The following is a 23,821-nucleotide window of genomic DNA, read 5'->3' as shown; positions in this document are numbered from 1 at the left end:
TAAACACCACTCCCCCACTCTACGGTATGATTTAGAAAGGACGAGGAGCAAAGCCTGTCATGACTTCTAACTGTAATAATTTGCCTTCTTTAGTCATCGGGTGAACCACCACCAGACCTTTCACTGATTTTTTTAGCTTACCAAGATCAGCCTGTTCAGCTTTCGTCAGTTCACGAGAGAACGGCATTTGGTTTAGTTCTCGACGCTTTTTATTTACCTCATAATCTTGCTTGTGCTTGATTTGTGAGATTTTTTTGGTTAATTCGTCAATTTCATTAGTGAAGCGAGTAATTAGCTCTTGATCGCCACGCTGACGAGCCGTGTCTAATTTGCGGCGACGAGTATCTAAACGGTTGTTTAGGTTTTGCAGTTCAGTTTTTAAGCTCATGGATTCGGCTCTATTAAGGTAGTAAAGAAACAAGTGCCAGTATAACAGCTTCAAATAAAAAAGGCGCTCAATTCAGATGAGCGCCTTTGGATAACTATTCTACTGCTTTCATCAGATGAAAGTGGATGTCATTAATTCTAGCCCAAGAACAGAACTTAACCCCATAACGACGACCAAAGACACTTTGAACACCGATTTAGACCAAGCCACATAATTCTCTTGTGTCACAGGACGAAATGTCACACGAGTCCACATGAAACACACTGCGCTAGCCACTAACAAATACTCATAACCCGCTTCACCAAGAAGGAACAAAGCAAACGCCACAATATTGAAAGCAACAACGTATGCCATCATATGTTTTCGTGCTTTTTCAATCCCAGCAACAACAGGCAGTACCGGTATATTGGCCTTGCGGTAGTCATCCATACGAAACATTGCAATTGCGTACGAATGCGGCATTTGCCAAAGACAGAACAATGCAAAAAGCAAAATAGCTTCGATATTGATGTAGTTTGTTACCGCTAGGTAGCCAACCAAAGGTGGCACCGCACCTGAAATACTTCCCACCAGCGTGCCATAAACCGATGAGCGCTTGTACCACATGGTGTAGAAGAATACATAAAACACATATCCTAACAACACCACTACGGCAGACAGTGGATTAGCCGCGCGATAAACCAAGGCTGTACCGGTTAGCAACAGCAGCAAAGAAAAAATAAACGCATGATCCGCATTCACCTCTCCTTTTGCTAGTTTACGGTTGCAAGTTCGAGCCATTTTCAAATCGATATCACGATCAAAAATGTTGTTAACGACACATCCAGATGCAATCACCATTCCGACACCTAACATGGTATACAGCAGTAATGACGCACTGGCTGATTCTGACTGAGCAGCAAGGAAAAACCCTGCTGCTACAGAAATCAGATTACCAACGATGATTCCGGGTTTGGTGATAGAAAGGTAACCTTTAAGCATAATGCTGCCTACATCGCCATGTTGATATTAAGATTCCACATGATCCAGATAGAACCACCAATCACAATTAACACCACAATGGCTGAGAAGAACAGTGAAATAAAATTCCAGCGCCCCTCTTCTGTTTTCACTTCCATATGCAAGAAATAGATAAAATGAACGATAACTTGCACAATCGCGCAACCAAACAATATTGAGTAGGTTGCTGCTTGTGACAAGCTCTGCGTGCTTGCATAGTAGAAAGGAACAATGGTCAGAATCAGTGAAGCAATAAAACCAACGACATAGCCTTTCACACTGGATTCGGCGTGTTGATTACTCATGAAATCACCCCTACTAGATAAACAAATGTGAAGACACAGATCCAAACGATATCAAGGAAGTGCCAGAACAAGCTTAAACAACCAAAACGTGTTTCCATGGTTTCTGTTAAGCCTTTGGTATTCAGTTGCACTAGGCCAACGGCTAACCAAATCAAACCGAAGGTTACGTGCAAGCCATGGGTCCCCACTAAAGTGAAGAAGGCAGACAGAAATGCGCTGTGATCTGGGCCGTAGCCAGCATGAATTAGGTGATGGAATTCGTAAATTTCCATTCCAATGAAACCCGCGCCTAGGATGAATGTCACTACCATCCATAGTTTAAGAGCACCAATTTGCTTGCGTTTCATCGCGATCATACCAAAACCAAACGTAATACTACTTAGTAGCAGTAACATGGTTTCGACAAATACAAACGGTAACTCAAAAATATCACGGCCAGAGACACCACCAGCGGTGGCATCTCTCAGTACTGCAAATGTTGCAAACAAGCTTGCAAACAAAATACAGTCACTCATTAGGTAGATCCAAAAACCAAACAGTTTGTTTCCACCTGCGTTATGGTGATCGTGCGCGTGAGCATCAGCGTGCATATTTCACCTCCACATCATCTTTATTGCTTTCATTGAGTTCTGCTTGCTTTGCTTGTGCAACACGTTCACGGTGTGCCTGTTCAATCGCTTTAATTTCATCTACTTCAACGTAGTAATCTACGTCATCGTTAAAGCTGTGAATGATAGAAGTGATCACAATACCTGCAAAACCAATGATGGCTAACCACCAGATGTACCAGATCATACCGACACCGAATAATAGCGACCAGAAGGATACATAAATCCCCGTTGGTGTATTCTTAGGCATATGAATGCGCTCGTATTCTACTTCTTTGTTGATGTCGTGTTCGCCACGTTCTTTCTGATACCAGAAAGCATCAAGCTCATCCCCTTTAGGAATAACAGCAAAGTTGTAGAATGGTGGTGGTGATGAAACAGACCATTCAAGCGTACGTCCATCCCATGCATCGCCCGTCACGTCTTCGTTTAGTTTGCGATCACGAATACTGACGATGAACTGCATAACTTGGCAAAGCACACCGACAGCCACTAGCGCAGTACCAAAGGCAGCAACGGCTAAGAATGGGAAATATTCAGGGTTAAGGTCTTGACTTAAACGACGAGTCATTCCCATAAATCCAAGCGCATACAGTGGTAAGAAGGCTAAAATAAAGCCAATTAGCCAGAACCAAAATGCACGTTTACCCCAAGTTTCGTTCAACTTGAATCCCGTTGCTTTAGGGAACCAGTAAGTTATACCAGCAAAACAACCGAATACGACCCCACCGATGATCACGTTATGGAAGTGAGCAATCAAGAACACACTGTTGTGCAGAACAAAGTCAGCACCAGGAACGGCCATCAATACCCCGGTCATCCCACCGATACTGAATGAGATCAAGAAACCGATTGTCCACATCATTGGTGTTGTAAAGGTAATACGCCCTTTGTACATGGTAAACAACCAGTTGAATATCTTAACCCCTGTCGGTATCGAGATGATCATGGTTGCGATGCCGAAGAACGCGTTCACATTCGCGCCACTGCCCATGGTAAAGAAGTGGTGCAGCCAAACAACGAAAGCAAGGATGGTAATAACAATAGTTGCCCATACTAGTGAGGTATAACCGAACAATTTTTTGCGCGAGAATGTCGCAGTGACTTCGGAGAAAACACCAAATACTGGCAGAACCAAGATATACACTTCAGGGTGACCCCAAGCCCATATCAAGTTGATATACATCATCATGTTCCCACCCATATCATTGGTGAAGAAGTGGAAACCTAAGTAACGGTCCAACGTTAACAGAGCAATAGTTACTGTCAAAATTGGGAATGAAATGATGATTAGGATATTGGCACACAGAGAAGCCCATGTGAACACAGGCATTTTCATCAGTGGCATACTAGGCGTACGCATACGCAAGATAGTCACGAAGAAGTTAACACCCGTTAATGTCGTACCGACACCCGATATCTGCAGCGCCCATATCCAATAATCGACCCCAACTCCCGGACTCGCCTTAATTCCAGATAATGGTGGATAAGCTAACCATCCGGTACGAGCAAATTCACCTAGCCCTAGCGACATGTTTGTTAGAATTACACCAACAACAAATAGCCAAAAGCTCAAGTTATTAAGGTATGGGAAAGCAACATCGCGTGCACCTATTTGCAACGGAACAACAATGTTCATTAAGCCGATAACCAATGGCATCGCTACAAAGAAAATCATAATCACGCCGTGCGCGGAAAAGATTTGATCATAGTGATGTGGTGGTAAATAGCCCGCTTCCCCAGCCGCGGAAAGAGCCTGCTGACTACGCATCATGACGGCGTCAGAAAAGCCACGAATTAACATGATCATTGCGACTGCAATGTACATGAAACCTAATTTTTTATGGTCTACGGACGTAAACCACTCATTCCATAAATATTGCCATTTCCCCATCCGAGTGATTAAAGCCAACACTGCAATACCAATAATCGCAATGACGGATAGGGTTACCATAATAATTGGCTCATGGTATGGAATGGATTCTAATGTCAATCTTCCAAACATCTCGATTACCCTTTCTGTTCAGTCATTGATGAATGACTTTTATCAGTGTCCATTGTCATTGGAGACGAATGTTCACCAGATTCAGCGTGTTCAACAGGCTTAACCGGCATATGACCCATGCTATTCATCTCACTACCTGGATGCTGTAAAACAACATCATCAAACAGATGATCAGGAACGGATGAGAAGTATTGAACAGGCGCATCAATGCTTGGTTTCGCCAGTACCTGGTAATCTGAGAAGCTACGAATTGAATCGCTGGAGGCTTTCACTTCAGTCACCCACTGTTTAAAGCTCGCTTCATCAGGCAATGCTGTTGCTTTGAACTTCATGTGAGAGAAACCATCCCCACTAAAACTCGCTCCAATACCACGATAATCCCCGGCATGATTGGCAATCAGATGCAAACGAGTGACCATTCCAGGCATGGCGTATAATTGACTACCCAACTGAGGAATAAAGAAAGAGTTCATAATGTTGTCAGCAACGAGCTTGAACTTAACCGGTGTTTCTTTTGGAAACGCAACGTAGTTAATGGTTGCTATTTTCTCTTCGGGGTAGATGAACAGCCATTTCCAGTCCATCGCCACCACTTCAATGGTCATCGTTTTTTGACCATCTTTTGCTATGGGTTTCGAAGGCTCTAAATGGTGAGTTGATCGCCAAGTTATCGTTGCCAAAATAGCAATAATAATAATAGGAATAGCCCACACTATAACTTCTATCTTGTTAGAGTGAGACCATTCAGGCGAGTATTCTTCATGGTTGGTGTTACTTGCGCGATACTTGTAGGCGAAATAAATCGTCATCAATATCACAGGAATGACGACAATCAGCATTAGGACCAGAGCAGTAAGGATCAACTCTTTTTCCTGAACACCAATGTCGCCTTTCGGGTCAAGTAGCACAAACTTACATCCCGAAAGAGCAAGGGCTAACATAAGTATCCCTGCCTTCGATATGATGCTTTTATATCTTGAGGCTTCCATTGACTTTCTCGACTGTATTATTTGCAGATTCCAAAAAAAAGTGAGCACTTTAGGAGTCTGCGGTGGATTTACATATAGTTTTTTATAATGTGTTGAGCTTGTAACAACGACCTAAAGAGTAACTCTCACCGTTGAGCGAATTAGAAATGTCGACATAAAAACAACAAACCAACCCACACATAGTAAACAAAACAGTTACAATCGAAATCAAATTGTTACATGCGGCGCATTATGCTTACAAAACAGAACAAATCCCAGCAGATCAAAATGCAATCTTAACTTTCACAAATGAAAACATAAGCGAAACATACACATGCATATTTCGCGGTTTTCCTTTCTGAACGCTAGTAATTATAGGTACTCATGCTTGATTAAGATCAAAATTGATTCCATTTTTGTGGTATCACACAAATTATTGAATTAGTTGATTTGCACGTAAAATATCGCTATTTACAGCGTTCAGAGCTTGTATGTGTAGAACATATTTAGCATTTACAACGGAACAAAAGTCACATTTCTTTAACAAACTGGGTAAATAATCAAATTGAACATCGACAATTTGATTCATATAACAGTCATGAAGCACGTTAAATCATAAAGATAAGAAATAATTTAGCGTCCAGTAAGAAAAAACGAAGTTGTAAAAGTGTTATGTTGCGCACATAAATTCACCAAACGTATTTGGCTATTTACACTGTAAAAATCAACAATAAATTACGAATAGTTGCTAGAAACGGTATGAAGCAACGTGTTTAGAGAAAATTGAAATGAGATTTGGGGAAAGAAAAACGCCAAACGAAAATGTCTGGCGTTTAAAAATTTACATCAACACATTATTGTGTGAATTATTCTGCGATTTCCGCATTGTGATAAACCTGTTGAACGTCATCACAATCATCTAGCAAATCTAAGAATTTTTGGAATTTCTCAGCATCTTCACCTGATACTTCAGTACTTGTTTGAGGTACAAAAGTGATCTCTTCAACATCAATAGTCAATTCAGGGAATGCGTCGTTTAACGCTGTTTTTGCTTTGAAGAATTCAGTATGAGGAGCAAATACAGTCACAATGCCATCTTCAACTTCAATATCAGTAACGTCTACGTCTTCCATCATCAAAGCTTCCAATACAGGTTCATCATCTTCACCTTTAAATTGGAAAACCGCTTGATGTTCAAACATATGAGAAACGGTTCCTGGGTTACCGATTTTCGCACCTGTTTTCACAAAGCACTGACGTACGTCTTGGAAAGTACGGTTACCGTTGTCTGTCAGACAGTCAACAATCACGCTTGCACCACCAGGGCCAAAGCCTTCGTAACGAGCTGGTTGGTAATCTTCACCAGAACCACCTGTGGCCTTATCAATCGCTTTATCGATAACGTGGCCAGGTACTTGGTCTTTTTTCGCTTTCGCGATCAATGCGCGAAGAGAAAGGTTTGCATCAGGGTCAGCACCGCCGTTTTTTGCACAAACGTAAATTTCTTTACCGTATTTGGAATAAACTTTAATTTTTGCGCCTTGAGTTTTCGCCATTGAGGCTTTGCGCACTTCAAAACTTCTTCCCATCGGGATGTTCTCTCTGGTTCTATTTATTGCGGAGGATTTTAGCAGAAGAAAGTCTCAATTCAATTCCCCCTGCAAAGACACAAGCGTTTACTTATAAAACGCCCATAACTCGTTTGTATTTGTCGACTGAGCTCTGAAACCATTCACGTTCTTCTTCTGAACGAATAGTTTTGAGCTGCGAAGAGATAGCTTCAGGTCCTGCTTTTGCCTGCTTCATTTTCCAAACGATAAACGACGCTTGCTTATCAAGCTCGATTTTATTTTTCTCTTTGGCATCTAACAGTGCAAGATTAAACGACATGAAATAACTCTTAGTCAAAAACTTTGATGCGCAATATATCATACGCGTGACAAAATTTAAGAGTCAAAATGTCAGTTTACAATGGATAAATCAAGAATAGCTCTAAAAAAGCGAAGGGTGACGACTGTCACCCTTCAAGGAATGATGATTTGAATTAATGAAGGAGACCGAGTTCTTTCGCTTCTTCAATGGTTAATCCGCTTTCTCGAATCTCACGTAGCATTTCTATGCGACGACGAGCTTCAGCAGATTTCAAATCTTTACCAGGGCGTAGCTGAGTAGTTGTATTTTCCGCTTCTTCCGTGAAGTCCCATTTACTCGCCATATTCGCCATATCATCATGGTCTATTGAATTGATTGACATAAGCACCTCCGAATAAAAACCATGCTTGGGACAAGGTATTCTTTAGCAAACGTCAAACGTCCTGTTAAGATATTTTGATAAGGAATGTGACTAAATCGATAGTTCGAACAACTAGTCCTATGTTACGTGAAGAAAGCTTTGCTAACGCTAATTCTTAGAAGTACCTTTAAGGGATTCGTGCCAAAGAATTCTATTTTGATCCAAGTCGCATTTCAGTAGAGCTGACCCCCACGTTTCAATACCAACCGCTTCAAACGACTATTTCTTTTTTTAATGTCCCATGCCGACTCATAACCCGACGAAAGCATGATCAAGGCAGTCTTATGCGTTATGCGAGTTTTAATCTCTTTTACATTGATCATGAGAGACTTAACGGAACGATGATCAAGATAACTCAGTTATGATCATCAAAAATACGAAAGCATGATCATGGGAAGCATCGTCATTAAGTGAAGTGATATCCCAAGTCACCTCGAAATACGTTTCATTAAGAATGTATTTGCTCTTAGGTTAGGCAAGGCACTAACTAGTGCAATTTAGACGTTGAGAGAGTGGATGTGTTAGTAAAAGATTTAAAGCAAAAAAAAAAGCGAGTTCTTGGGGAGAACTCGCAAACTATTCAGAATGAATGTAACAATATGAGCCAATCTATTAATTCATCAGATAGGACAAAAGGTTGTCTATTCGGGATAAATGATAGCGAGCAGGCCGTACCAAAATGTCAGGAGTAAGTCAGGCTTATGTCTGATGTTTGTAGTTTATCCACCTATCGTTAATTCATCTAAAACACGAAAGACGGAGTCATCAAGATGACCTTCAAAAATCTGTTTACAGACCTTACGGCGCACAGCTAGACCCGAGATCAAACGTTCAATTGATAAATGTCGATGATTCGTTTGGCTATTATACAGCTCTATTAACTTACTTAACGTTTCATACGGAACAGCACTTTCTCCAACTTTTAGGTATTCGAGCTTATCCAAGAGCTCTAGACACTCATTTCTGATGGAGGTAGGTGAATGTCCGGTCATAGCCGCTAAAGCCGTTATACTGCGTTCTAAAGCCTCTGAAGAGGTATATTTAGAAAGAGTAATAGTGATTTCATCGGCATTAATCTCTACAAGGTGCTTACGTAACTTAACTCGACGGCCTAAGTTACCCCGAGGTGATGCCGTTTTCCGCTGAATAGGTTCGAATTCCCCATCAATAATTTCGGATAATTCATCAAGTTTCTGCTTTGAAACCATTTCGTGACGTAATGGGTTTGGCAGTGTCGGTGCCATATTACGTTTACCGGCATTGGTTGTTTTTGCACGTGAATAACGTAAGACTTCCTCAACGTCACACTTAATATCAACTTGGTAATCATGGATCTTATTCTTTTCGATCATTGATGTGATCGTGAGATGGTACCCCCACAGATTCACCACAAACATTTGATCATCACCTTTGCCTTCAGACAAACGTTTTAGTTCGCGGATCAGATCCATAGAAAAACGGCGCCATTCAATATTTCTTGCAAGCTTTTGATTTAATTCACTTAGCAACATAACGTCAGTATGGCGACGTGACATACGACTACGAAAATAGGAATAGAGCTGGAACACCAATGTGTGTTGACGCAGTATTTCAGGTGGAAACAAGAAAAAGTAATCGCGAGTTAATAACTCTTCAAAAAACGAAGGTTCCCAAACCAGAATGTATAAATTGGGTTTGATCCGGATCTCACCATCGCTGTTTTCTGTTGGCGCTTCTTCTGATGCGGTGATCGTTCTGGCCAAAAACCGAAAACGATCACTTTTGAAGCCTTCAGGCATGTTTTCACTCAGCCAACGTCCTGTTAACTCATGAAGCTGGAAGTCTGTAAATTCAATACGATCAATACTATCACGGATCGAATCACGTGCTGGGCCACTGTCTTTTTTACCCCTTAATTGAAGGATATCGGTGATATACAGAGGTGTTTTGTTTGGTACCTGTTTCGCGTTTAAATGATAATCTTCTTGGTGATAATCATGATATTGAACTGTTAAAGTGAATAGAGCAAACAGAGTCATTAGATCATCGACAGTCATGATGTTTTTTGATGATCGAGTTTCGATCACAGCGCGAGTTCCTGAAATGGAAACCATCGATTTTTGGTAGCTTTTACGTGTTCGTGGTGGCGCTAAAGCTTGGTCGATGATCCCTGCCCAATTAGTAGGTGACACTACAAATTGTTCTGATTCATCTTTCATCGCTGGTGGCGTATTCAAGCCATGCTCATGTAACAATTTTTGGTTTACTTGTGTTTGAGCTAATGCTTTCGAGCGTTTGCGTTTTTCGGTTTGTTTAGCCGATTCCGTAATCAGGCTTGTCGCTCCTAATACAGAAATTAACTGGTTAGGATTAACAAACTTGTGCAGCATTGTTTTACCGGCTAATCCTTCTTCAAAACGAACAGGGATTTGTTTAAACAAGCCAATTGCAACTGCGGCTCTTAAACGCTGCTGTATCGCTGCTCGGGTCAATTTCCCTTCAGTTGCTTCGATCAATTCTGTTGTTGAAACTAGGCCATCTTTGCTACGGAACCCCTGAAGAGATATAAGATTCAGTAATTCAACGATGCTTTTAGTCACACCTTTAAAGTGTTGATATTGCTCTATCCAATCAACTGCTGCTTCGGAAACTTCAAATAGGTGGCCATCCTTATGATTCCTTGGCGCTTTGATCAATAATTTTTCTTCAGAGGTCATTTGTTTGTTAAATCCGTATCACATGAACCGTAATATCGCTATGGTTCCAAAAGAATAAAGAAAAATAGATCATAAATAAAGAAAAATTTGTTGCTTTTAAATAACTGATCTTTTTGATTAATCTGATTAATAATGATTAAGGTGATCATATGATCTGTCGGAGAATTTGCTTTTAACTGACTGTTATAAAAGGATTTATTTTTTTATCTTTCAGAAGCATGATCATGATGTTTCCGAAACCATGATCATTATAGTAACGAAAGCATGATCATATCTTATCTGAACAATGATCATCAGCAATGCGAAAAGATGATCAATGAATATTCAAAAGCATGATCATCAGTCAGTCACAACTTATCCACAAGTGATCGTTGGTGTGGATTGTAATTTAGCTGTCTCGTGTCTCTTTCTCTCGGTTTTTGTTCGGAAACATGATCAAGTGTATATGGAAATATTATCTAAAATCGCATGTTTGGTTACTTTTCAAACAAGATATAAGTCGAAATGACAATAAAACGTAACTCAACATATCATGTATGAATTTCAGCTTTGTTCGAAAGCATGATCAAGATATCTAATGTGACTTTGGATATATTTTTATTGGTTGATTGTGAGTATTTACATTGGTTCATCTTAGTTCAAGTCCCAGTACATCTGACGTCTACCGTAGTTGAGTGACTTTTTTTCATGCTTCCGGAGAAATATCCCTCTTGATCATCGATCCGTAAAAGGATCAATTCCAATGGCGGTATTATGGATCAAAATTGGCCTCAATACTGCCTTGATCATCGTTCCTTTAAACTCTTTTTTGTTCGGAAAGATGATCACCAGAGGTTCCTTGATCATCCTTCCGAAAGTTACTCCGATCACAGTAGTGCTATTTATTGGCGCATTCATTAACTTTTTTACCTTTTTTCTACACAAAAAACCTTTTCATTTGGTAAATTCTCAGTCGAAACCACAGCATCCGTAAAATAGCAGGATTTTATAATCGTTCCGCATATATTTTTTAGTTACAAGTATTTTTTATTATTTCAGTTTACATTGTAAATAAGTGATGCTGTAACATTTTAAATGTAATGATAAAATAGGGTAGTTATCTTTAGAAATTAAGAACGCTAATAACAGCTTTTTTTTGATTTTTGCATTTAATAGCTTTGTTAGTTTCTCTTTAATGTGATTTATATCTAAAAGTGTTTGTGCACCTTTTTATTGTAAGGTGTTTAATATGCTGTACAATTCAAAGGTAAATACCTATTAACGGAATTTGGCAATGAAAAGAGAACAAACAATAGAAAATCTCTACCAGCTAGCAGAACAGACTCAACAAGTTCAAGCTGACCGTATAGAGATTGTTTTAGAAGAGCGTCGTGAAGAACATTTTCCACCAATGTCTAAAGCATTAATGGAAACTCGCTCTGGATTAACTCGTCGTAAATTAGATGATGCCATTGCCAAAATGGAAGCTGCTGGCCATCAATTTACCAAGAATAATGCGAATCACTATTCTATCTCGTTAGCTGAAGCACACATGCTTATGGACGCTGCTGGTATTCCTAAATTTCATGAAAGAAAGAAAAGTGCAGATAATAAGCCTTGGATTATTAACGTGCAGAACCAAAAAGGGGGGACGGGTAAATCGATGACAGCGGTTCATTTGGCTGCTTGTCTCGCACTTAATTTAGATAAACGCTACCGTATCTGTCTGATCGACTTAGACCCTCAAGGTTCACTGCGTCTTTTCTTAAATCCGCAAATTAGTTTAGGCGAAAACGCCAATATCTATTCAGCGGTCGACGTAATGCTCGATAATGTGCCTGAAGGTGTGAATGTTGATAAAGAGTTTTTAGAAAAGAATGTACTGCTGCCGACTCAATATCCAAACTTACGTACCATATCGGCATTCCCTGAAGATGCGATGTTTAACGCAGAAGCGTGGCAGTATTTATCAAAAAATCAGTCACTAGATATCGTTCGTTTGCTGAAAGAAAAGCTAATAGACAAAATAGCGGATGATTTTGACGTTATCATGATTGATACCGGTCCACACGTCGATCCGCTCGTCTGGAACGCTATGTTTGCATCTAATGCTTTGTTAATTCCATGCGCTGCGAAACGACTTGATTGGGCATCTACCGTTAACTTTTTTCAGCATCTACCTACCGTGTATGAGATGTTTCCTGAAGATTGGAAAGGTTTGGAATTTGTTCGCCTTATGCCGACTATGTTTGAAGATGACAATAAAAAACAGGTATCGGTTTTAACTGAAATGAATTATCTGTTAGGTGATCAAGTAATGATGGCCACAATTCCTCGTAGCCGTGCTTTTGAAACATGTGCGGATACTTACAGTACTGTATTTGACTTAACGACCGGCGATTTCGAAGGTGGTAAGAAAACCTTGGCTACAGCTCAAGATGCAGTACAAAAAAGCTCACTTGAACTCGAACGAGTGTTGCATTCTAATTGGTCTTCTTTGAATCAGGGGTAATAAAAAATGGCATTAAAAACGTCTGAGCTAAATGCAAAATTGTTTGGTAAAGCAGATAAACGTCGAGCGACGACCCCGCAAGAAGCTCAATCCGCAGTAAAAGCCCAAGCACACGTTATCGAATTAGCTGTCGCCGGAGAAGAGCTAGTTACATTTGAACTTGTTCGTATCCCGGCCAATAAAGTGCAGACCGAAACGGTTGTTTTTGCTGAAAACGCACGTGAACAAGCTTTCTTGAATGAGCATGCTTTGTGTGATGTGCTAACGACATTAAAAGAACGTGGCCAGCAATACCCAGCTGTTGGTCGCCGTACTGAGGACGGCAAAATTGAGGTTCTCGATGGTAGTCGCCGTCGTATGTCTTGTATCCTCGCTAATAGGGAATTTTTAATTTACGTCGGTGAAAACATTAATACCGACCACGCTAAATTCTTATCTGATGTTGCAAACGCTCATAAGCCGCTTTCTCTGTATGAAAAAGGGAAAGAGATGCAGGCAAAATTAGATAGTGGTGAAGCGGAAGATCAGAAAGCGTTAGCGCGTATTTTCCAGTGTAGCGAAGCATTGGTGAGTGGGGCATTAAAGGCTGCGTCGTTACCGCTTGATTTACTAAAAGCGTATCCGAATGTTGTTGAACTGGGGCGCCCAACGATTGTTAAGTTACATAAACAATTTAATGAGTTGGATGTTCAACAACAAAAATCGTTGATTGAAAAATGTCACCAAGATGACACCTATGTATGGCAGCGTTGTGATTCGCAAGGTGTGACTCGTATTACCAAAGAAGTGACTGAAACACTGGAGAATTGGATTCAGGAGTTAGCGCCACCGAAGCGTAAAGAGAATCCCAAAATTGAGTTGGTTAAAGGTCGTGCTAACTATACCCGCAAGGGCGCTAATCTGTCGTTGAATCTGAAAAAAGTCGACGACGGGCTTATGCAAGAGATATTGGATTTTGTATCCGAAAAGCTAAAGTAAAAGTTATCTAGTTGTTCAAAGCCCGCTTCTGCGGGTTTTTTTATTGTTCATGGTTGTTGGTTTTGACCTCTAGCACTTTGTGCTCCAGACTGACTCGGTATGTTGTATCTGTCTTTTCATATCAATGCTAAAATTTAAAGATTCCTTCCTGTATCACTGACCGCATTTTTAACCGTAATCTTTGGGTGTGGTATCATGTTTTTAATCGTATTTAATGAATCATATCTATGACCAATTCTGTCCTGTATTTAAAAAATATCTCTGAGTATGCGCAGCAACAAAATTTCCGCTTTGGTATACGTTTATCTGGTTCGCAAACCTGGCTTAAGAAAACATGTCGAGAGTGGATCGATATTGTAGGTGAAGCAAATTCAGTCTTAGTTGGATGCGGTTTTGGGCAATATCATCAGACTATTAATACTAAGCAGGGTCATCAGTTATTGGGCCAGGAATGTGAACTCGTTATTTGGGATTTGAGTCAGGATTGGGACGCGAATAGTTTCAGCGCAGTATTGGGTACTTTAAAGGGGGGCGGTTTATTATTGTTGGTGGGGGAGCGGTCATCTCACAGTTTCGCTGATCAGTGGTTAAATAAACAATTGGCATTACTGCCCGTATTATCGCCGAATGAGAGTACTGACAGTGGAATCAAAATGCCAATGTCGAATTATTCGGAATCTCGGCCTGAGTGTGCAGTCCACCAGCAAGATGCGATTGAAGCGATCAAAAAAGTGGTGACAGGGCATAGAAAGCGACCTTTAGTATTAACGGCTGATCGTGGTAGAGGAAAAACCAGTGCGTTAGGTTTAGCTAGTGCTGAGCTTATGGCAAGTAAAGCTATGTCCATTGTTGTTACGGCTCCGAGTTCAAAAGCGGTATTACCTCTTTATGAGCACCTATGTGCGATGATACCTCAAGCAATCAGAGTTAAAGATAAAGTCGTTTGGGAAAATTCGACGCTACAGTTTTACTCGCCTGATCGGCTACTGAAAGAGATGCCTGACTGTGATTTATTGTTGGTTGATGAAGCGGCCGCAATTCCTATTCCCATGCTTCAAACCATGGTTGAATATTATCACCGCGCGGTGTTTTCATCGACGATATACGGTTATGAAGGATGTGGCCGAGGATTTACGCTTAAATTTATCCAATGGCTAAAACGCCATAGACCAAACTATGTGCCAGTCCATTTGTATAAACCTGTTCGTTGGCAAATGAATGACCCACTAGAACTTTGGCATAAGAAAGCCTTCCTACTTGATGACGCGTTGGATTCGCAATGTGTAAGCGAATCAAATCTTGAATTTGCATTGATTAATAAAGCGGATTTAATGGCTAATGAAGTCCTTTTACGTACCATTTTTTCATTACTTGTTAATGCTCATTATCAGACGACACCCAATGATTTATTTCAAATGCTTTCAGACGACGCGATAGAAATTTGGGCTGCGAGTAATTCTAATACGATCGTTGGATGCTTGCTCTCTGTCCAAGAGGGTGGGTTAGACGATGAATTAATCGAAGATATCTGTTCTGGTGTTAGGCGTCCTAAAGGTCACCTTGTTCCAGTTTCTATTGCTAATCAGCTTGGAATTCGATTAGCCGCGAAACAGTCAAGCAAGCGAATAATGCGTATAGCCGTACATCCTGAATTGCAACGTCAAAGAATTGGAAGTCGATTATTATCATTCTTTTGTAAGGCTCAATCAGAGTCATTTATATCTACGAGTTTTGGTGCGACTGATGAGTTAATCCATTTTTGGCAAAGTAATCATTTCTATCCCGTTAAGCTGGGTTCAAAAAGAGATCAAGCGAGTGGATGTCATTCTTTAATCATGGTTAGAAATATTCAGATTGATTGGGACCGTCATGCTCACATGATGTTTAACAATCACTTTCGCTTTAGTCTAAATGGGATATTTTCTGACTTGTCACCATCGCTTATTCGGACTCTTTTATCATTTGGCTCTAAAGACAAGGCGCTCCAAAATTCGCTAGATATGTGGGTCCCGGTACTTCAAAATTACGCGCATGGTGGCGCCAATTATGAAAGTGTCGCGGTGGCGATTGAGGAACTTATATTTTCCTTGTCGAAAGGTCGTATCGAGAAATGCAGTGATTTGCTACTAGCCAAAGTGTTGCAACATCACGACTGGAATGAATGTTGCTCAAGTTTTTCCTTATCTGGCCGCAAACAGTTAGAGGGGCAGATTAGACAGGAAATCTTATCATTACTAGCCGATTTACACTGTAAAATGTAAAAGCGAACTCTCATAGTATTTTATGTTTGAATTTACAGTGTAAACTAGGGAGCTTGTTAGTTATTGTTAATATTCAATTTACACTGTAAATGGTTGATGGATTTATCTCGCCTTATTGAAAGACAAATAAAAGAGTTTTTTCATTGCATTTAAAGTAGAGATCCGTCAGGAAAATGAAATTAGATAGATATAGCCAAGTTACTTTATGATGTTGTGTAAGCGGAAATGTGCAGGATCTGATTTAAAGACCGAGGTACTATATCTAGATAGTAAGTCACATATTATAGGTGCGAATAAAACTCGACTTTTGGTAGTTAATCAGCAAGCTAATAATGTTAATGGAAATACTCACTCTATCCGTATCTGAGTTTGACTCTTGCTTGTTAACGAATCTCTGAATTCTGCATCTCAAGATCATTTGGCTATTATGTCCAACATGTGAGTAGTAATCTTAATCACTATTCGAATTATTTTGTTATTTGAGTCCGTTGGTTGACTCATTCTTAAAACAGTCTGTTAGGTTGAATCTAGTATGTGGAAGGATTTCGTTGTACTCAACAGCGACAAGTCGCAAGTTATTGCGAAAATAAGTGAAGGTCAAAAGTTTGATGCAAATGCAGATGTTGCATTATTGCCGACTGTTTTGGCCGAAATCGGCGCGAAGGATTTTAAAGTGCTCGATAAAGAGCTTAGTCGCTTTATTGAAAAAGCAAAGTTGAGCAACAGTGAAGCAGCAGCGGGAATTGTCATTGCAGAAAAGCACGATGCTGCGGTAACCATATCGGTGGATTCAAAAGGTATGGTTGCAACCATGGTTGTGACTGGCGCATTTGGGGGAAGCGGTTTACACGCTAACCAAATGGTGCAAGAACTTAGCCATGCGAATATTAAAAAGGGAATTAATAAACAAGCACTAAAAAAAGTATTAGTGGCGAGCGAATCGTTAACACCTGGACAAACATTTTCTCAAGTAGTCGCACATGGAAAACCTGCAGAGAATGGTGAAAATTCAAAACTGGTTCCGTTAGTTGCAGATGTCATGAAACGAGTTCTCGCACCTAAAGATAACGATGCTATAAAAATTGATATGCGAGATTTTGGGCAAACTGTCACGGTGAGTGAGAATGATCCGGTCATGAAACGTGAACCTGCTACTAAAGGTAAATCTGGCTTTACAGTGTTTGGTGAAATACTCAAGCCTAAACCTGGTCAAGTACAAGCTTTGAAAGCTGGAAAGGGGACGCACCTTTCCGATGAAAATCCTAATCTGTTATTAGCGAGCCAGCCTGGAATGCCAATTATACGTGGTCAAACAGTAGATGTTGAAACCGCAATGTGTTTGAACAGTGTGAGCGTTGCAACTGGGCATGTAAAATTCAAAGGTTCTGTTGTCGTTGCTGGTGATGTAGAACCCGGTATGATTATTCGCGCTACAGGTAATGTTATTGTCGGTGGGTTTATAGAATCAGCAGATGTCCAAGCCCAAGGTGACATCGAAGTGGGTAAAGGCATCATTGGTCATACGGTCTCTGAAGATGAACCTAAAAGCTGTATTGTTAAATCGGGCGGTAACATCAAAGCAAATTATGCGCAGTTTTCTGAAATCCAAGCCAGTCACAATATTTCATTAGTTGTGCATAGTATGAGTAATCATATACGTTGTGGTGGGGATCTGCTTGTTATTGATGAAAATGAAACGCAAGGTACTTTAAGCGGCGGTAAAGCAAAAGTTGGTGGAAAAGTACTGTGTTTTAATCTCGGAGTTGAGGGCGATACCGCAACGTATGTCGAAGGGTTTGCTCGTTACAGTCATCAAAAAGAGCGGATCTTAAAACACAAAGCCTTATATAAAGAAGCGCAAGAAAAAACGATGGATGCTGTGCGCCGAGAAATATCGGTGAAGAAAAAAGATAAGTCTCAACGCACAAAAGAAGACGTCATGCGTGTAGAAAAAATGAAACAATCTGCACAAGCTAAAATGGAAAAGGCAAAATTAGCTGTAGAACTGGCACAAAAAGATTTTGAAGAAATACTGAATATCAATACGATTGAAGCAAAAGGAAAAGTATTTACTCACGTTACTGTTATGTTTGCAGATGCTAGAGTGACGACGAAACGAGTTCATGGTCCCTCAACGTTTCACTTCAATCAATATGAGATCCTCTGTGCTGCTAAGTTGGATGATGAGTCTGTTAAAGATGTTGAGATTTAAGTTAAGGATCTCATAGCACATAACTTTATAGTAACTTAGGATAGCGACATTATAAGATAAGGTAGCTATTTTAAACAAAGCAAACAGCTTTACATTAAGCTGATAAGAGTTTTATTTAGTCGCTATTCATTTATTTGAGCGTTATACCCAAATGAACTTAAGACGCAGGACTCAGAGCTTTATCGGCGAGTATCGGTCAAGCTCTATGGAGTAGGGAACAATTATTCCCTTTCTGCGTGATTGTATAACCCTCCCTGTATTGAGTTCCATCGCGTATCGGAGCAAAATTAAGAATTAAAAAGGAGTCGAAATGGAACTTTCAGATATACGCCGCGAATATATTCGAGGTGGTTTGAGACGCAAAGATTTGCTTGATGACCCGATCGAACAATTTAACTTATGGTTACAACAAGCAATTGATGCAAAATTAACTGACCCAACAGCAATGACAGTGGCGACTGTTGATGAAACCGGTCAACCATATCAACGTATCGTGTTGTTAAAGAATGTTGATCAACATGGCTTTGTTTTTTATACCAACTTGGGTAGTCGTAAAGCAAAACATTTAGAGAATAACTCTAAAATAAGTTTGCATTTCCCTTGGCACCCATTAGAAAGACAAGTTCATATTACTGGTACGGTAGAAAAATTATCTGCAATGGAGAATATGAAGTATTTTACTTCTCGACCAAAGGATAGTCAGATTGCTGCGATTGCGAGCCATCAAAGTAGTCGAATTTCCGCGCGTGGTATTTTGGAAGGTAAATTCTTAGAGCTAAAACAGAAGTTTGCAAAAGGTGAAATTCCTATGCCGAGTTTTTGGGGCGGGTTTAGAATTGTTCCAAATAGCGTTGAGTTTTGGCAAGGTGGAGAACATCGCTTACATGACCGTTTTATTTACACGCATGATAAAGATGAACGTTGGGACATTGATCGTTTAGCGCCGTAAGCATTAATCCACCTAATTTAGCGAAAAGAGCGGCTTATTTATAAAAGGCCGCTTTTTTTGTGTCTCTGTAATTAAATTTAAGCATGGTATTAGTCGCCTTTTGATGTCTGGCTATGCTTTTACTTAAAGTCCCTTAGAGCGTCATTTAGAGTGGTATATGAAGGGGGGAAAAGATAAAGTAAAACCCTAACCTTGATTAAGAGCTGGCAATAAAAAAGGAAGCATTTGCTTCCTTTTTACATTGGGTCTATTTAATGAAGTTCACGCACCACTCTAAAACCTAAATAGTTTGCTGCGGTACCGGGATCAATAAATAATTCGCTGGATGCTTTTGCCATTGTTGGTGAAAAGCTCCATGCTCCACCTTTGGCCATTCCTCTTGGATCGCTTGTCCATTCCCAGACGTTACCTACAACGTCATAAAAGCCAAGATGATTTGGTGTGAATGAACCAACAGGGGAGGTACTCTTATTCGACCATTGGCTTCCACCCCAACCTGTGTTTGCTTTATCTGCACCAAAGTCGTCTCCCCACCAATAATCTGACTGACTACCGGAGCGTGCTGCAATTTCCCACTCAACTTCAGTAGGCAGGCGGTAATCAAACCCTGTCTGTTTCGAAAGCCACTTCGCATAAGCACGGGCGTCATTTTGACTTACACATACCACTGGATTTTGACTGGTTTGTTTAAAGCCAGGATTACGCCAATAACTATCTGATACAGGAGTCACTTCAGAGTTATTGACCGAGATACATAAGTGTTTCAATTCAGCATCGGTTTGGTAGCTAGTTTGATTAACAAATGTCTCGAACTGACCGACGGTAATCGGTGTTGCGCTTAATGCGAAAGCATGATCAAGGCTTACTTTACGAGAAGCGTCTTCCCCTATGAGGTATTCACCACGAATCAGGGTGATCATCTCCGGCGTTTTTATGTTACCTTTCAATGAGTCAGCAAATTTATGACCGGGTTTTAGAATATTGGCCTGCTCTCTTAATACCGCTCTAAGAGTTTGGTCCGCGCCAACTTTCATTTCTTGAGAAAATGGATGGTAACCTTCTTTTTGCACTGTTATCAGATGGTTACCTACCGGAAGCATAATTTCAACTGGCGTACTTCCGTAATTTACTCCGTCAACTTGGACGTTGTCGTTATACTGGTTGGAACGCACATTTAAACTCACCCAAGCCACTTCTTTTTGTGGTTTGCCGTTTTCGCCATCCGCTGCTTTATCAAAACAATAGTCGTTTTTTATCCCCAATAATTCACACGCGGTGCTTTCTTTAGGGCGAGATTCTAATTGGGCGTTAACAACCGTATAGTATTTGTTGCTACCCTTAAATCCTGCCTGCTTAGTCGAATGTTTTAACAAGTGAATATTTAAGGACACTTTATCTAAGTGTTGCTTAATTAGACTACTTTCTGAAGCATTTGATACGAGAGAATCTTGATATTGGTTTACGGCCTTTTGCAGAGCCAACTCGGTGGTTTGACTTGCACACTGAGCTAACGTCATTTTCACATCACACTTATTTGTGAAACTAACGGTTTCTTCACCAGGATGGTTTAACTCTTGTTTAAGACGATCGGCTCTGGCTCGGAGTTTGTCTTCTCCTAAAGCTGCAATCTTCTGTTCTAATGTGCGCTGACTTGATTTTTCTTGCGCCAGTTTTGCTTCAAGTTCTTGAAGATTTTGTTGCGCTTCCAGACGGGCTTTTTGATTTTTTTTGACGTCAGACCAAGCGGATTGATATGTCGCTTTAGCCGACGTGATATCGGTTTTAGGATCATCAATCATTTTTCCATATGCTTCGTGTAACTTAGCTTTAGCAGCGTTAAGCGCTTTATCAAGCGTTTTGGCTTGCTGTTCTAAGTCTTTTAGTTCAGCTTGCTGCTTATCATAAGCGGCTTGCTGAGACTGTGTCGTCTTCTTTGCATCCTGCAACTCTGTATTTTTACTGAATAGTGCATCATCAATGGCGCTGACTGAAGAAGGCGCTTCTTCTGCCAACGTCGACGTAACCATAAAGCAAGGTGAGAGTGCTAATAACAGAGCGGGTAAACCTTGTCTCATTATTATCTACTTCAGTTAGCTAATGAAAATGTTCTCGCTATTGTAAACGAAAACGCCACTTTGTCAGAAGTCATCTTTCAATAACTTAGTAACAAAATGACGTTTTAGCGAGCATAAATGATCGGTGAGTGAACTGTACTCACTTTTCTCGTCTATTTAATCTTCTTTATTGGGACGTAATTTTACCCAAACAGTATCGTTACCGTTAATTGTTATAACACGGTTATAAGTTTCATAACCTTCTTTTGCTACAGTGACTTGATGACGGCCAGTTGGTAGTACAATTTCAACAGGAGTACTACCATAATTAATGCCGTTGATCGTCACTGCATCATTGTATTGATCTGAACGAACCGTCACTGTCGCCCAAGTTTTATCGGTGCGTTTTTGTTTGGTATTTGAACCTTGTAAACAATAACGCGCTGATACATTGAGCAATTTACATGCAGCTACTGGTTCTGGTTTTGCTTGAAGCTGGGCTTTCATTTGAGTGTAGTAATCGCTACTACCTTCAAACCCGCTACGCAAAATTTGAGTTTCTTGCACGGTAATATTGAGCTCAACGCCATTGACGTTTTGTTGCGCAATAGACGATTCAGTTAAGCCATTAAGTAATTGTTCACGGAACGTTTTGACTGCTTTTTGTTTTGTCAAATGACGTCCCTGACTAGCACATTCACCCAATGTCATCGTGGTAGAACAAGTGGTTTTATAGCTTGTTTCTATCGCACTGGTTTGACGTAGCTCAGTTTCAAGACGTTTAACTCGAGCTTCAATACGACTTTCCTGAAGATTGGCATATTCAGTCTTAAGTCTCGCCCGTTTTTGTTTCAGCTGAGCTAGCTCCATTTCACTTTCAGTTATCTCTTGTTTCTTATTAAGCTGATCCGTTTGGTTCTGCTTTACTGCGGCCCAAGCTTCTTGATAGTTTTTTTGAAAGCTAACTAAGTCAGTCTCTGGATCATCTAAAAGGTGACTATATTGTTTGTCCAAAGCCGATTTAGCACGTTTTTGTTTAGCGACAAGTTCCTCGCCTTCTCTTTCTAAGGTTGCTTGCTCATTCTTCAATTTTTGAAGCTTAGCTGCTTCAGTGTCGTAGTCAGAAGAGATCGCGTCAATGTCACTCTGTTTCGTTGTTAATTTCGTGTCGATAGAGGCAACCGGGTCAACTGATTTGACGTCGTTTGCATACACCGACGCAGATACCCAAATAGGGCTTAGCGCAAGTAGTAGCGCTGGGATGCGATGTTTGATCATAGGTCCCTGCAACAATTTTACGTTTAACCACTGACCATCAGTGGGAAAGACAAACTTTTGACAGCATTAATAAATGACGCTGACTCTTTAAATGCAAATTTTATTCCGATAGCGACTTATATTTACGGATTAGCGTTACTAGGTAACTGATTTTGTAAATTTTATAAGTGTGCACCCTCCATTTTGGGCTGTTAAATAAAATATGCAAGCTTCTATTAACGATCTAACAAGTCATTTGTTAATTGAACACACATTGACCGTAATTTATGTGCACTTGATCATTGTTCCAAGCCAATCAAAGGGGATGATGCCTTTACTATAGCAGCAGCTAATATGACATTAGTTGATCATGGTTGCGTAAGTGTTAGTTTGCTTGAAATTCTATTGATGTGTATTTTGTCCATCGATAAATCTGTTATACCATGCCTGAGTAGCCACATGAGTGAAGACTAAAATGAGTCAAATTAATGCACCAATATCGACCATTATAGATGAAACAGCCAAACTTTTGTCGCCTCGACCTGCGGAGTTGGTCACTTTACCATCATATATGAACAGTCATGATCATAATTACACGCAAATTGTTATTGGACTGAAAGGCCAAGTCGATTTTGATGTGAATGGTAGAGGTAATTTGATGGGGCCTGGGCAGGGGTGTGTAGTAACTTGTGGTTCTGGTCATGCCTTTGGTGGTGTTATTGAGCAGTCGGATATTTTAGTGCTGAATATGCCTTTACCATCTAATGATGATCCTTTATTACTGCAAAAAATTAATGAATTGGCCAGTCAGGATATCTATTTTCAGCTCGATGATCAGATCCAAAAGTTAATTCACATGTTAGTGATAGAGATGAAAACGAATCCTGAGGATCTCTTACTCAGTCGTGCTTGCAACGATACGTTGATCTCTCTGCTACAACGGCATATTTCAACATTTCAACTGACACGTAAAGATTGTCGTTTCGATCTTGACGCTATCGATCGTTATATTGATAACCATATGATGAATAAGATCTCTGTGGCTCAATTAGCGGGAAGTGTTTTTCTTGGAGAAAGCCAATTTCACATGCTGTTTAAAGACAAATTAGGCATGACTCCCCATCAATACGTTTTGCAAAAAAGAGTTGAGATGGCAAAAACATTGATTACGCAAGGACAATTTACATTGGGTCAAGTTGCTGACTTAACGGGTTTTTCAAACCAAAGCTCTTTCACTCATACTTTCTCGCGCATCGCGGGGGTCTCGCCTTCGGTTTTTAAAAAACGGATAAAGAATTAAATTTTTATCGAGAATTATCCATTATTGAGAAATCTTTAATTAAGGTAATTTTTAGCG

18 protein-coding genes are annotated in these 23,821 nt (G+C 40.2%); 6 read left to right on the top strand and 12 right to left on the bottom strand.

What is annotated here, in order from left to right; translation table 11 throughout:
* Positions 1–31: 31 nt before the first annotated feature.
* From F9817_RS19095 to F9817_RS19050, 10 genes are all read right to left on the bottom strand, one after another.
* Positions 32–388 carry a YibL family ribosome-associated protein gene (locus F9817_RS19095; protein ID WP_161157763.1) on the bottom strand — a complete coding sequence of 119 codons (357 nt, stop codon included), beginning with the start codon at positions 386–388 and terminating at the stop codon, positions 32–34.
* A 111-nt stretch (positions 389–499) separates the two neighbouring features.
* Entirely contained in the window at positions 500–1,369 is an 870-nt protein-coding gene (cyoE, locus tag F9817_RS19090; protein WP_161157762.1) for a heme o synthase, read from the bottom strand.
* An 8-nt stretch (positions 1,370–1,377) separates the two neighbouring features.
* The gene (gene cyoD / locus F9817_RS19085; protein WP_161157761.1) at positions 1,378–1,692 is read right to left on the bottom strand and encodes a cytochrome o ubiquinol oxidase subunit IV; all 315 of its coding nucleotides are present in this window, start codon (positions 1,690–1,692) and stop codon (positions 1,378–1,380) included.
* Positions 1,689–2,282, bottom strand: coding sequence for a cytochrome o ubiquinol oxidase subunit III (cyoC, locus tag F9817_RS19080; RefSeq protein WP_161157760.1), 594 nt, complete (start codon positions 2,280–2,282; stop codon positions 1,689–1,691). The genes cyoD and cyoC overlap by 4 nt, the downstream gene beginning before the upstream one ends.
* On the bottom strand, positions 2,272–4,305 hold the full coding sequence (gene cyoB, locus F9817_RS19075) for a cytochrome o ubiquinol oxidase subunit I (RefSeq protein ID WP_161157759.1): 2,034 nt from the start codon (positions 4,303–4,305) through the stop codon (positions 2,272–2,274). The genes cyoC and cyoB overlap by 11 nt, the downstream gene beginning before the upstream one ends.
* A 5-nt stretch (positions 4,306–4,310) precedes the next feature.
* Positions 4,311–5,294, bottom strand: coding sequence for a ubiquinol oxidase subunit II (gene cyoA, locus F9817_RS19070; RefSeq protein WP_161157758.1), 984 nt, complete (start codon positions 5,292–5,294; stop codon positions 4,311–4,313).
* 845 nt (positions 5,295–6,139) lie between these two features.
* The gene (locus tag F9817_RS19065; protein ID WP_161157757.1) at positions 6,140–6,862 is read right to left on the bottom strand and encodes a YebC/PmpR family DNA-binding transcriptional regulator; all 723 of its coding nucleotides are present in this window, start codon (positions 6,860–6,862) and stop codon (positions 6,140–6,142) included.
* Between the two features lie 91 nt (positions 6,863–6,953).
* On the bottom strand, positions 6,954–7,163 hold the full coding sequence (locus F9817_RS19060; RefSeq protein ID WP_161157756.1) for a DUF3283 family protein: 210 nt from the start codon (positions 7,161–7,163) through the stop codon (positions 6,954–6,956).
* A gap of 154 nt (positions 7,164–7,317) precedes the next feature.
* Positions 7,318–7,527: a hypothetical protein gene (locus tag F9817_RS19055; protein WP_161157755.1), complete on the bottom strand. Its 210-nt coding sequence runs from the start codon at positions 7,525–7,527 to the stop codon at positions 7,318–7,320.
* Positions 7,528–8,285: 758 nt separating this feature from the next.
* A complete protein-coding gene (locus F9817_RS19050) occupies positions 8,286–10,262 on the bottom strand; it encodes a replication initiator protein RctB domain-containing protein (RefSeq protein ID WP_161157754.1) in 1,977 nt (658 codons plus the stop codon).
* Between the two features lie 1,273 nt (positions 10,263–11,535).
* On the opposite strand from F9817_RS19050, the gene F9817_RS19045 reads away from it, so the two are divergent.
* The 5 genes from F9817_RS19045 to pdxH all read left to right on the top strand — a co-directional run bounded on the left by F9817_RS19045 (position 11,536) and on the right by pdxH (position 19,153).
* Positions 11,536–12,753: an AAA family ATPase gene (locus F9817_RS19045; RefSeq protein ID WP_161157753.1), complete on the top strand. Its 1,218-nt coding sequence runs from the start codon at positions 11,536–11,538 to the stop codon at positions 12,751–12,753.
* Between the two features lie 6 nt (positions 12,754–12,759).
* Entirely contained in the window at positions 12,760–13,731 is a 972-nt protein-coding gene (locus tag F9817_RS19040; RefSeq protein WP_161157752.1) for a ParB/RepB/Spo0J family partition protein, read from the top strand.
* Between the two features lie 227 nt (positions 13,732–13,958).
* A complete protein-coding gene (locus tag F9817_RS19035) occupies positions 13,959–15,992 on the top strand; it encodes a tRNA(Met) cytidine acetyltransferase TmcA domain-containing protein (RefSeq protein WP_161157751.1) in 2,034 nt (677 codons plus the stop codon).
* A 532-nt stretch (positions 15,993–16,524) separates the two neighbouring features.
* Positions 16,525–18,204, top strand: a complete 1,680-nt coding sequence (locus tag F9817_RS19030; protein WP_161157750.1) for a flagellar assembly protein A — start codon at positions 16,525–16,527, stop codon at positions 18,202–18,204.
* 310 nt (positions 18,205–18,514) lie between these two features.
* Positions 18,515–19,153, top strand: coding sequence for a pyridoxamine 5'-phosphate oxidase (gene pdxH, locus F9817_RS19025; protein WP_161157749.1), 639 nt, complete (start codon positions 18,515–18,517; stop codon positions 19,151–19,153).
* Between the two features lie 251 nt (positions 19,154–19,404).
* Here pdxH and F9817_RS19020 read toward each other — a convergent pair whose 3' ends face one another.
* Positions 19,405–21,228 carry an SUMF1/EgtB/PvdO family nonheme iron enzyme gene (locus tag F9817_RS19020; RefSeq protein ID WP_161157748.1) on the bottom strand — a complete coding sequence of 608 codons (1,824 nt, stop codon included), beginning with the start codon at positions 21,226–21,228 and terminating at the stop codon, positions 19,405–19,407.
* A 156-nt stretch (positions 21,229–21,384) separates the two neighbouring features.
* A complete protein-coding gene (locus F9817_RS19015) occupies positions 21,385–22,485 on the bottom strand; it encodes a PEGA domain-containing protein (protein ID WP_161157747.1) in 1,101 nt (366 codons plus the stop codon).
* A 454-nt stretch (positions 22,486–22,939) separates the two neighbouring features.
* Here F9817_RS19015 and F9817_RS19010 point away from each other — a divergent pair, with 454 nt between their 5' ends.
* Positions 22,940–23,764 (top strand): helix-turn-helix domain-containing protein, encoded by an 825-nt coding sequence (locus F9817_RS19010; protein WP_161157746.1) that lies wholly within the window; start codon positions 22,940–22,942, stop codon positions 23,762–23,764.
* The last annotated feature ends 57 nt before the right edge of the window (positions 23,765–23,821 follow it).

This window comes from Vibrio eleionomae, assembly GCF_009874545.1.
In the GTDB taxonomy this organism is placed as follows: domain Bacteria; phylum Pseudomonadota; class Gammaproteobacteria; order Enterobacterales; family Vibrionaceae; genus Vibrio; species Vibrio nitrifigilis.
Note: the sequence above shows the minus strand (reverse complement) of the source record. Positions and strands in the feature narration are given on the sequence as shown.

Bases quoted from the DNA above. Each gene is read 5' to 3' on its own strand.
- F9817_RS19095 (WP_161157763.1), bottom strand. From the start codon at position 388: ATGAGCTTAAAAACTGAACTGCAAAACCTAAACAACCGTTTAGATACT.
- cyoE (WP_161157762.1), bottom strand. From the start codon at position 1,369: ATGCTTAAAGGTTACCTTTCTATCACCAAACCCGGAATCATCGTTGGT.
- cyoD (WP_161157761.1), bottom strand. From the start codon at position 1,692: ATGAGTAATCAACACGCCGAATCCAGTGTGAAAGGCTATGTCGTTGGT.
- cyoC (WP_161157760.1), bottom strand. From the start codon at position 2,282: ATGCACGCTGATGCTCACGCGCACGATCACCATAACGCAGGTGGAAAC.
- cyoB (WP_161157759.1), bottom strand. From the start codon at position 4,305: ATGTTTGGAAGATTGACATTAGAATCCATTCCATACCATGAGCCAATT.
- cyoA (WP_161157758.1), bottom strand. From the start codon at position 5,294: ATGGAAGCCTCAAGATATAAAAGCATCATATCGAAGGCAGGGATACTT.
- F9817_RS19065 (WP_161157757.1), bottom strand. From the start codon at position 6,862: ATGGGAAGAAGTTTTGAAGTGCGCAAAGCCTCAATGGCGAAAACTCAA.
- F9817_RS19060 (WP_161157756.1), bottom strand. From the start codon at position 7,163: ATGTCGTTTAATCTTGCACTGTTAGATGCCAAAGAGAAAAATAAAATC.
- F9817_RS19055 (WP_161157755.1), bottom strand. From the start codon at position 7,527: ATGTCAATCAATTCAATAGACCATGATGATATGGCGAATATGGCGAGT.
- F9817_RS19050 (WP_161157754.1), bottom strand. From the start codon at position 10,262: ATGACCTCTGAAGAAAAATTATTGATCAAAGCGCCAAGGAATCATAAG.
- F9817_RS19045 (WP_161157753.1), top strand. From the start codon at position 11,536: ATGAAAAGAGAACAAACAATAGAAAATCTCTACCAGCTAGCAGAACAG.
- F9817_RS19040 (WP_161157752.1), top strand. From the start codon at position 12,760: ATGGCATTAAAAACGTCTGAGCTAAATGCAAAATTGTTTGGTAAAGCA.
- F9817_RS19035 (WP_161157751.1), top strand. From the start codon at position 13,959: ATGACCAATTCTGTCCTGTATTTAAAAAATATCTCTGAGTATGCGCAG.
- F9817_RS19030 (WP_161157750.1), top strand. From the start codon at position 16,525: ATGTGGAAGGATTTCGTTGTACTCAACAGCGACAAGTCGCAAGTTATT.
- pdxH (WP_161157749.1), top strand. From the start codon at position 18,515: ATGGAACTTTCAGATATACGCCGCGAATATATTCGAGGTGGTTTGAGA.
- F9817_RS19020 (WP_161157748.1), bottom strand. From the start codon at position 21,228: ATGAGACAAGGTTTACCCGCTCTGTTATTAGCACTCTCACCTTGCTTT.
- F9817_RS19015 (WP_161157747.1), bottom strand. From the start codon at position 22,485: ATGATCAAACATCGCATCCCAGCGCTACTACTTGCGCTAAGCCCTATT.
- F9817_RS19010 (WP_161157746.1), top strand. From the start codon at position 22,940: ATGAGTCAAATTAATGCACCAATATCGACCATTATAGATGAAACAGCC.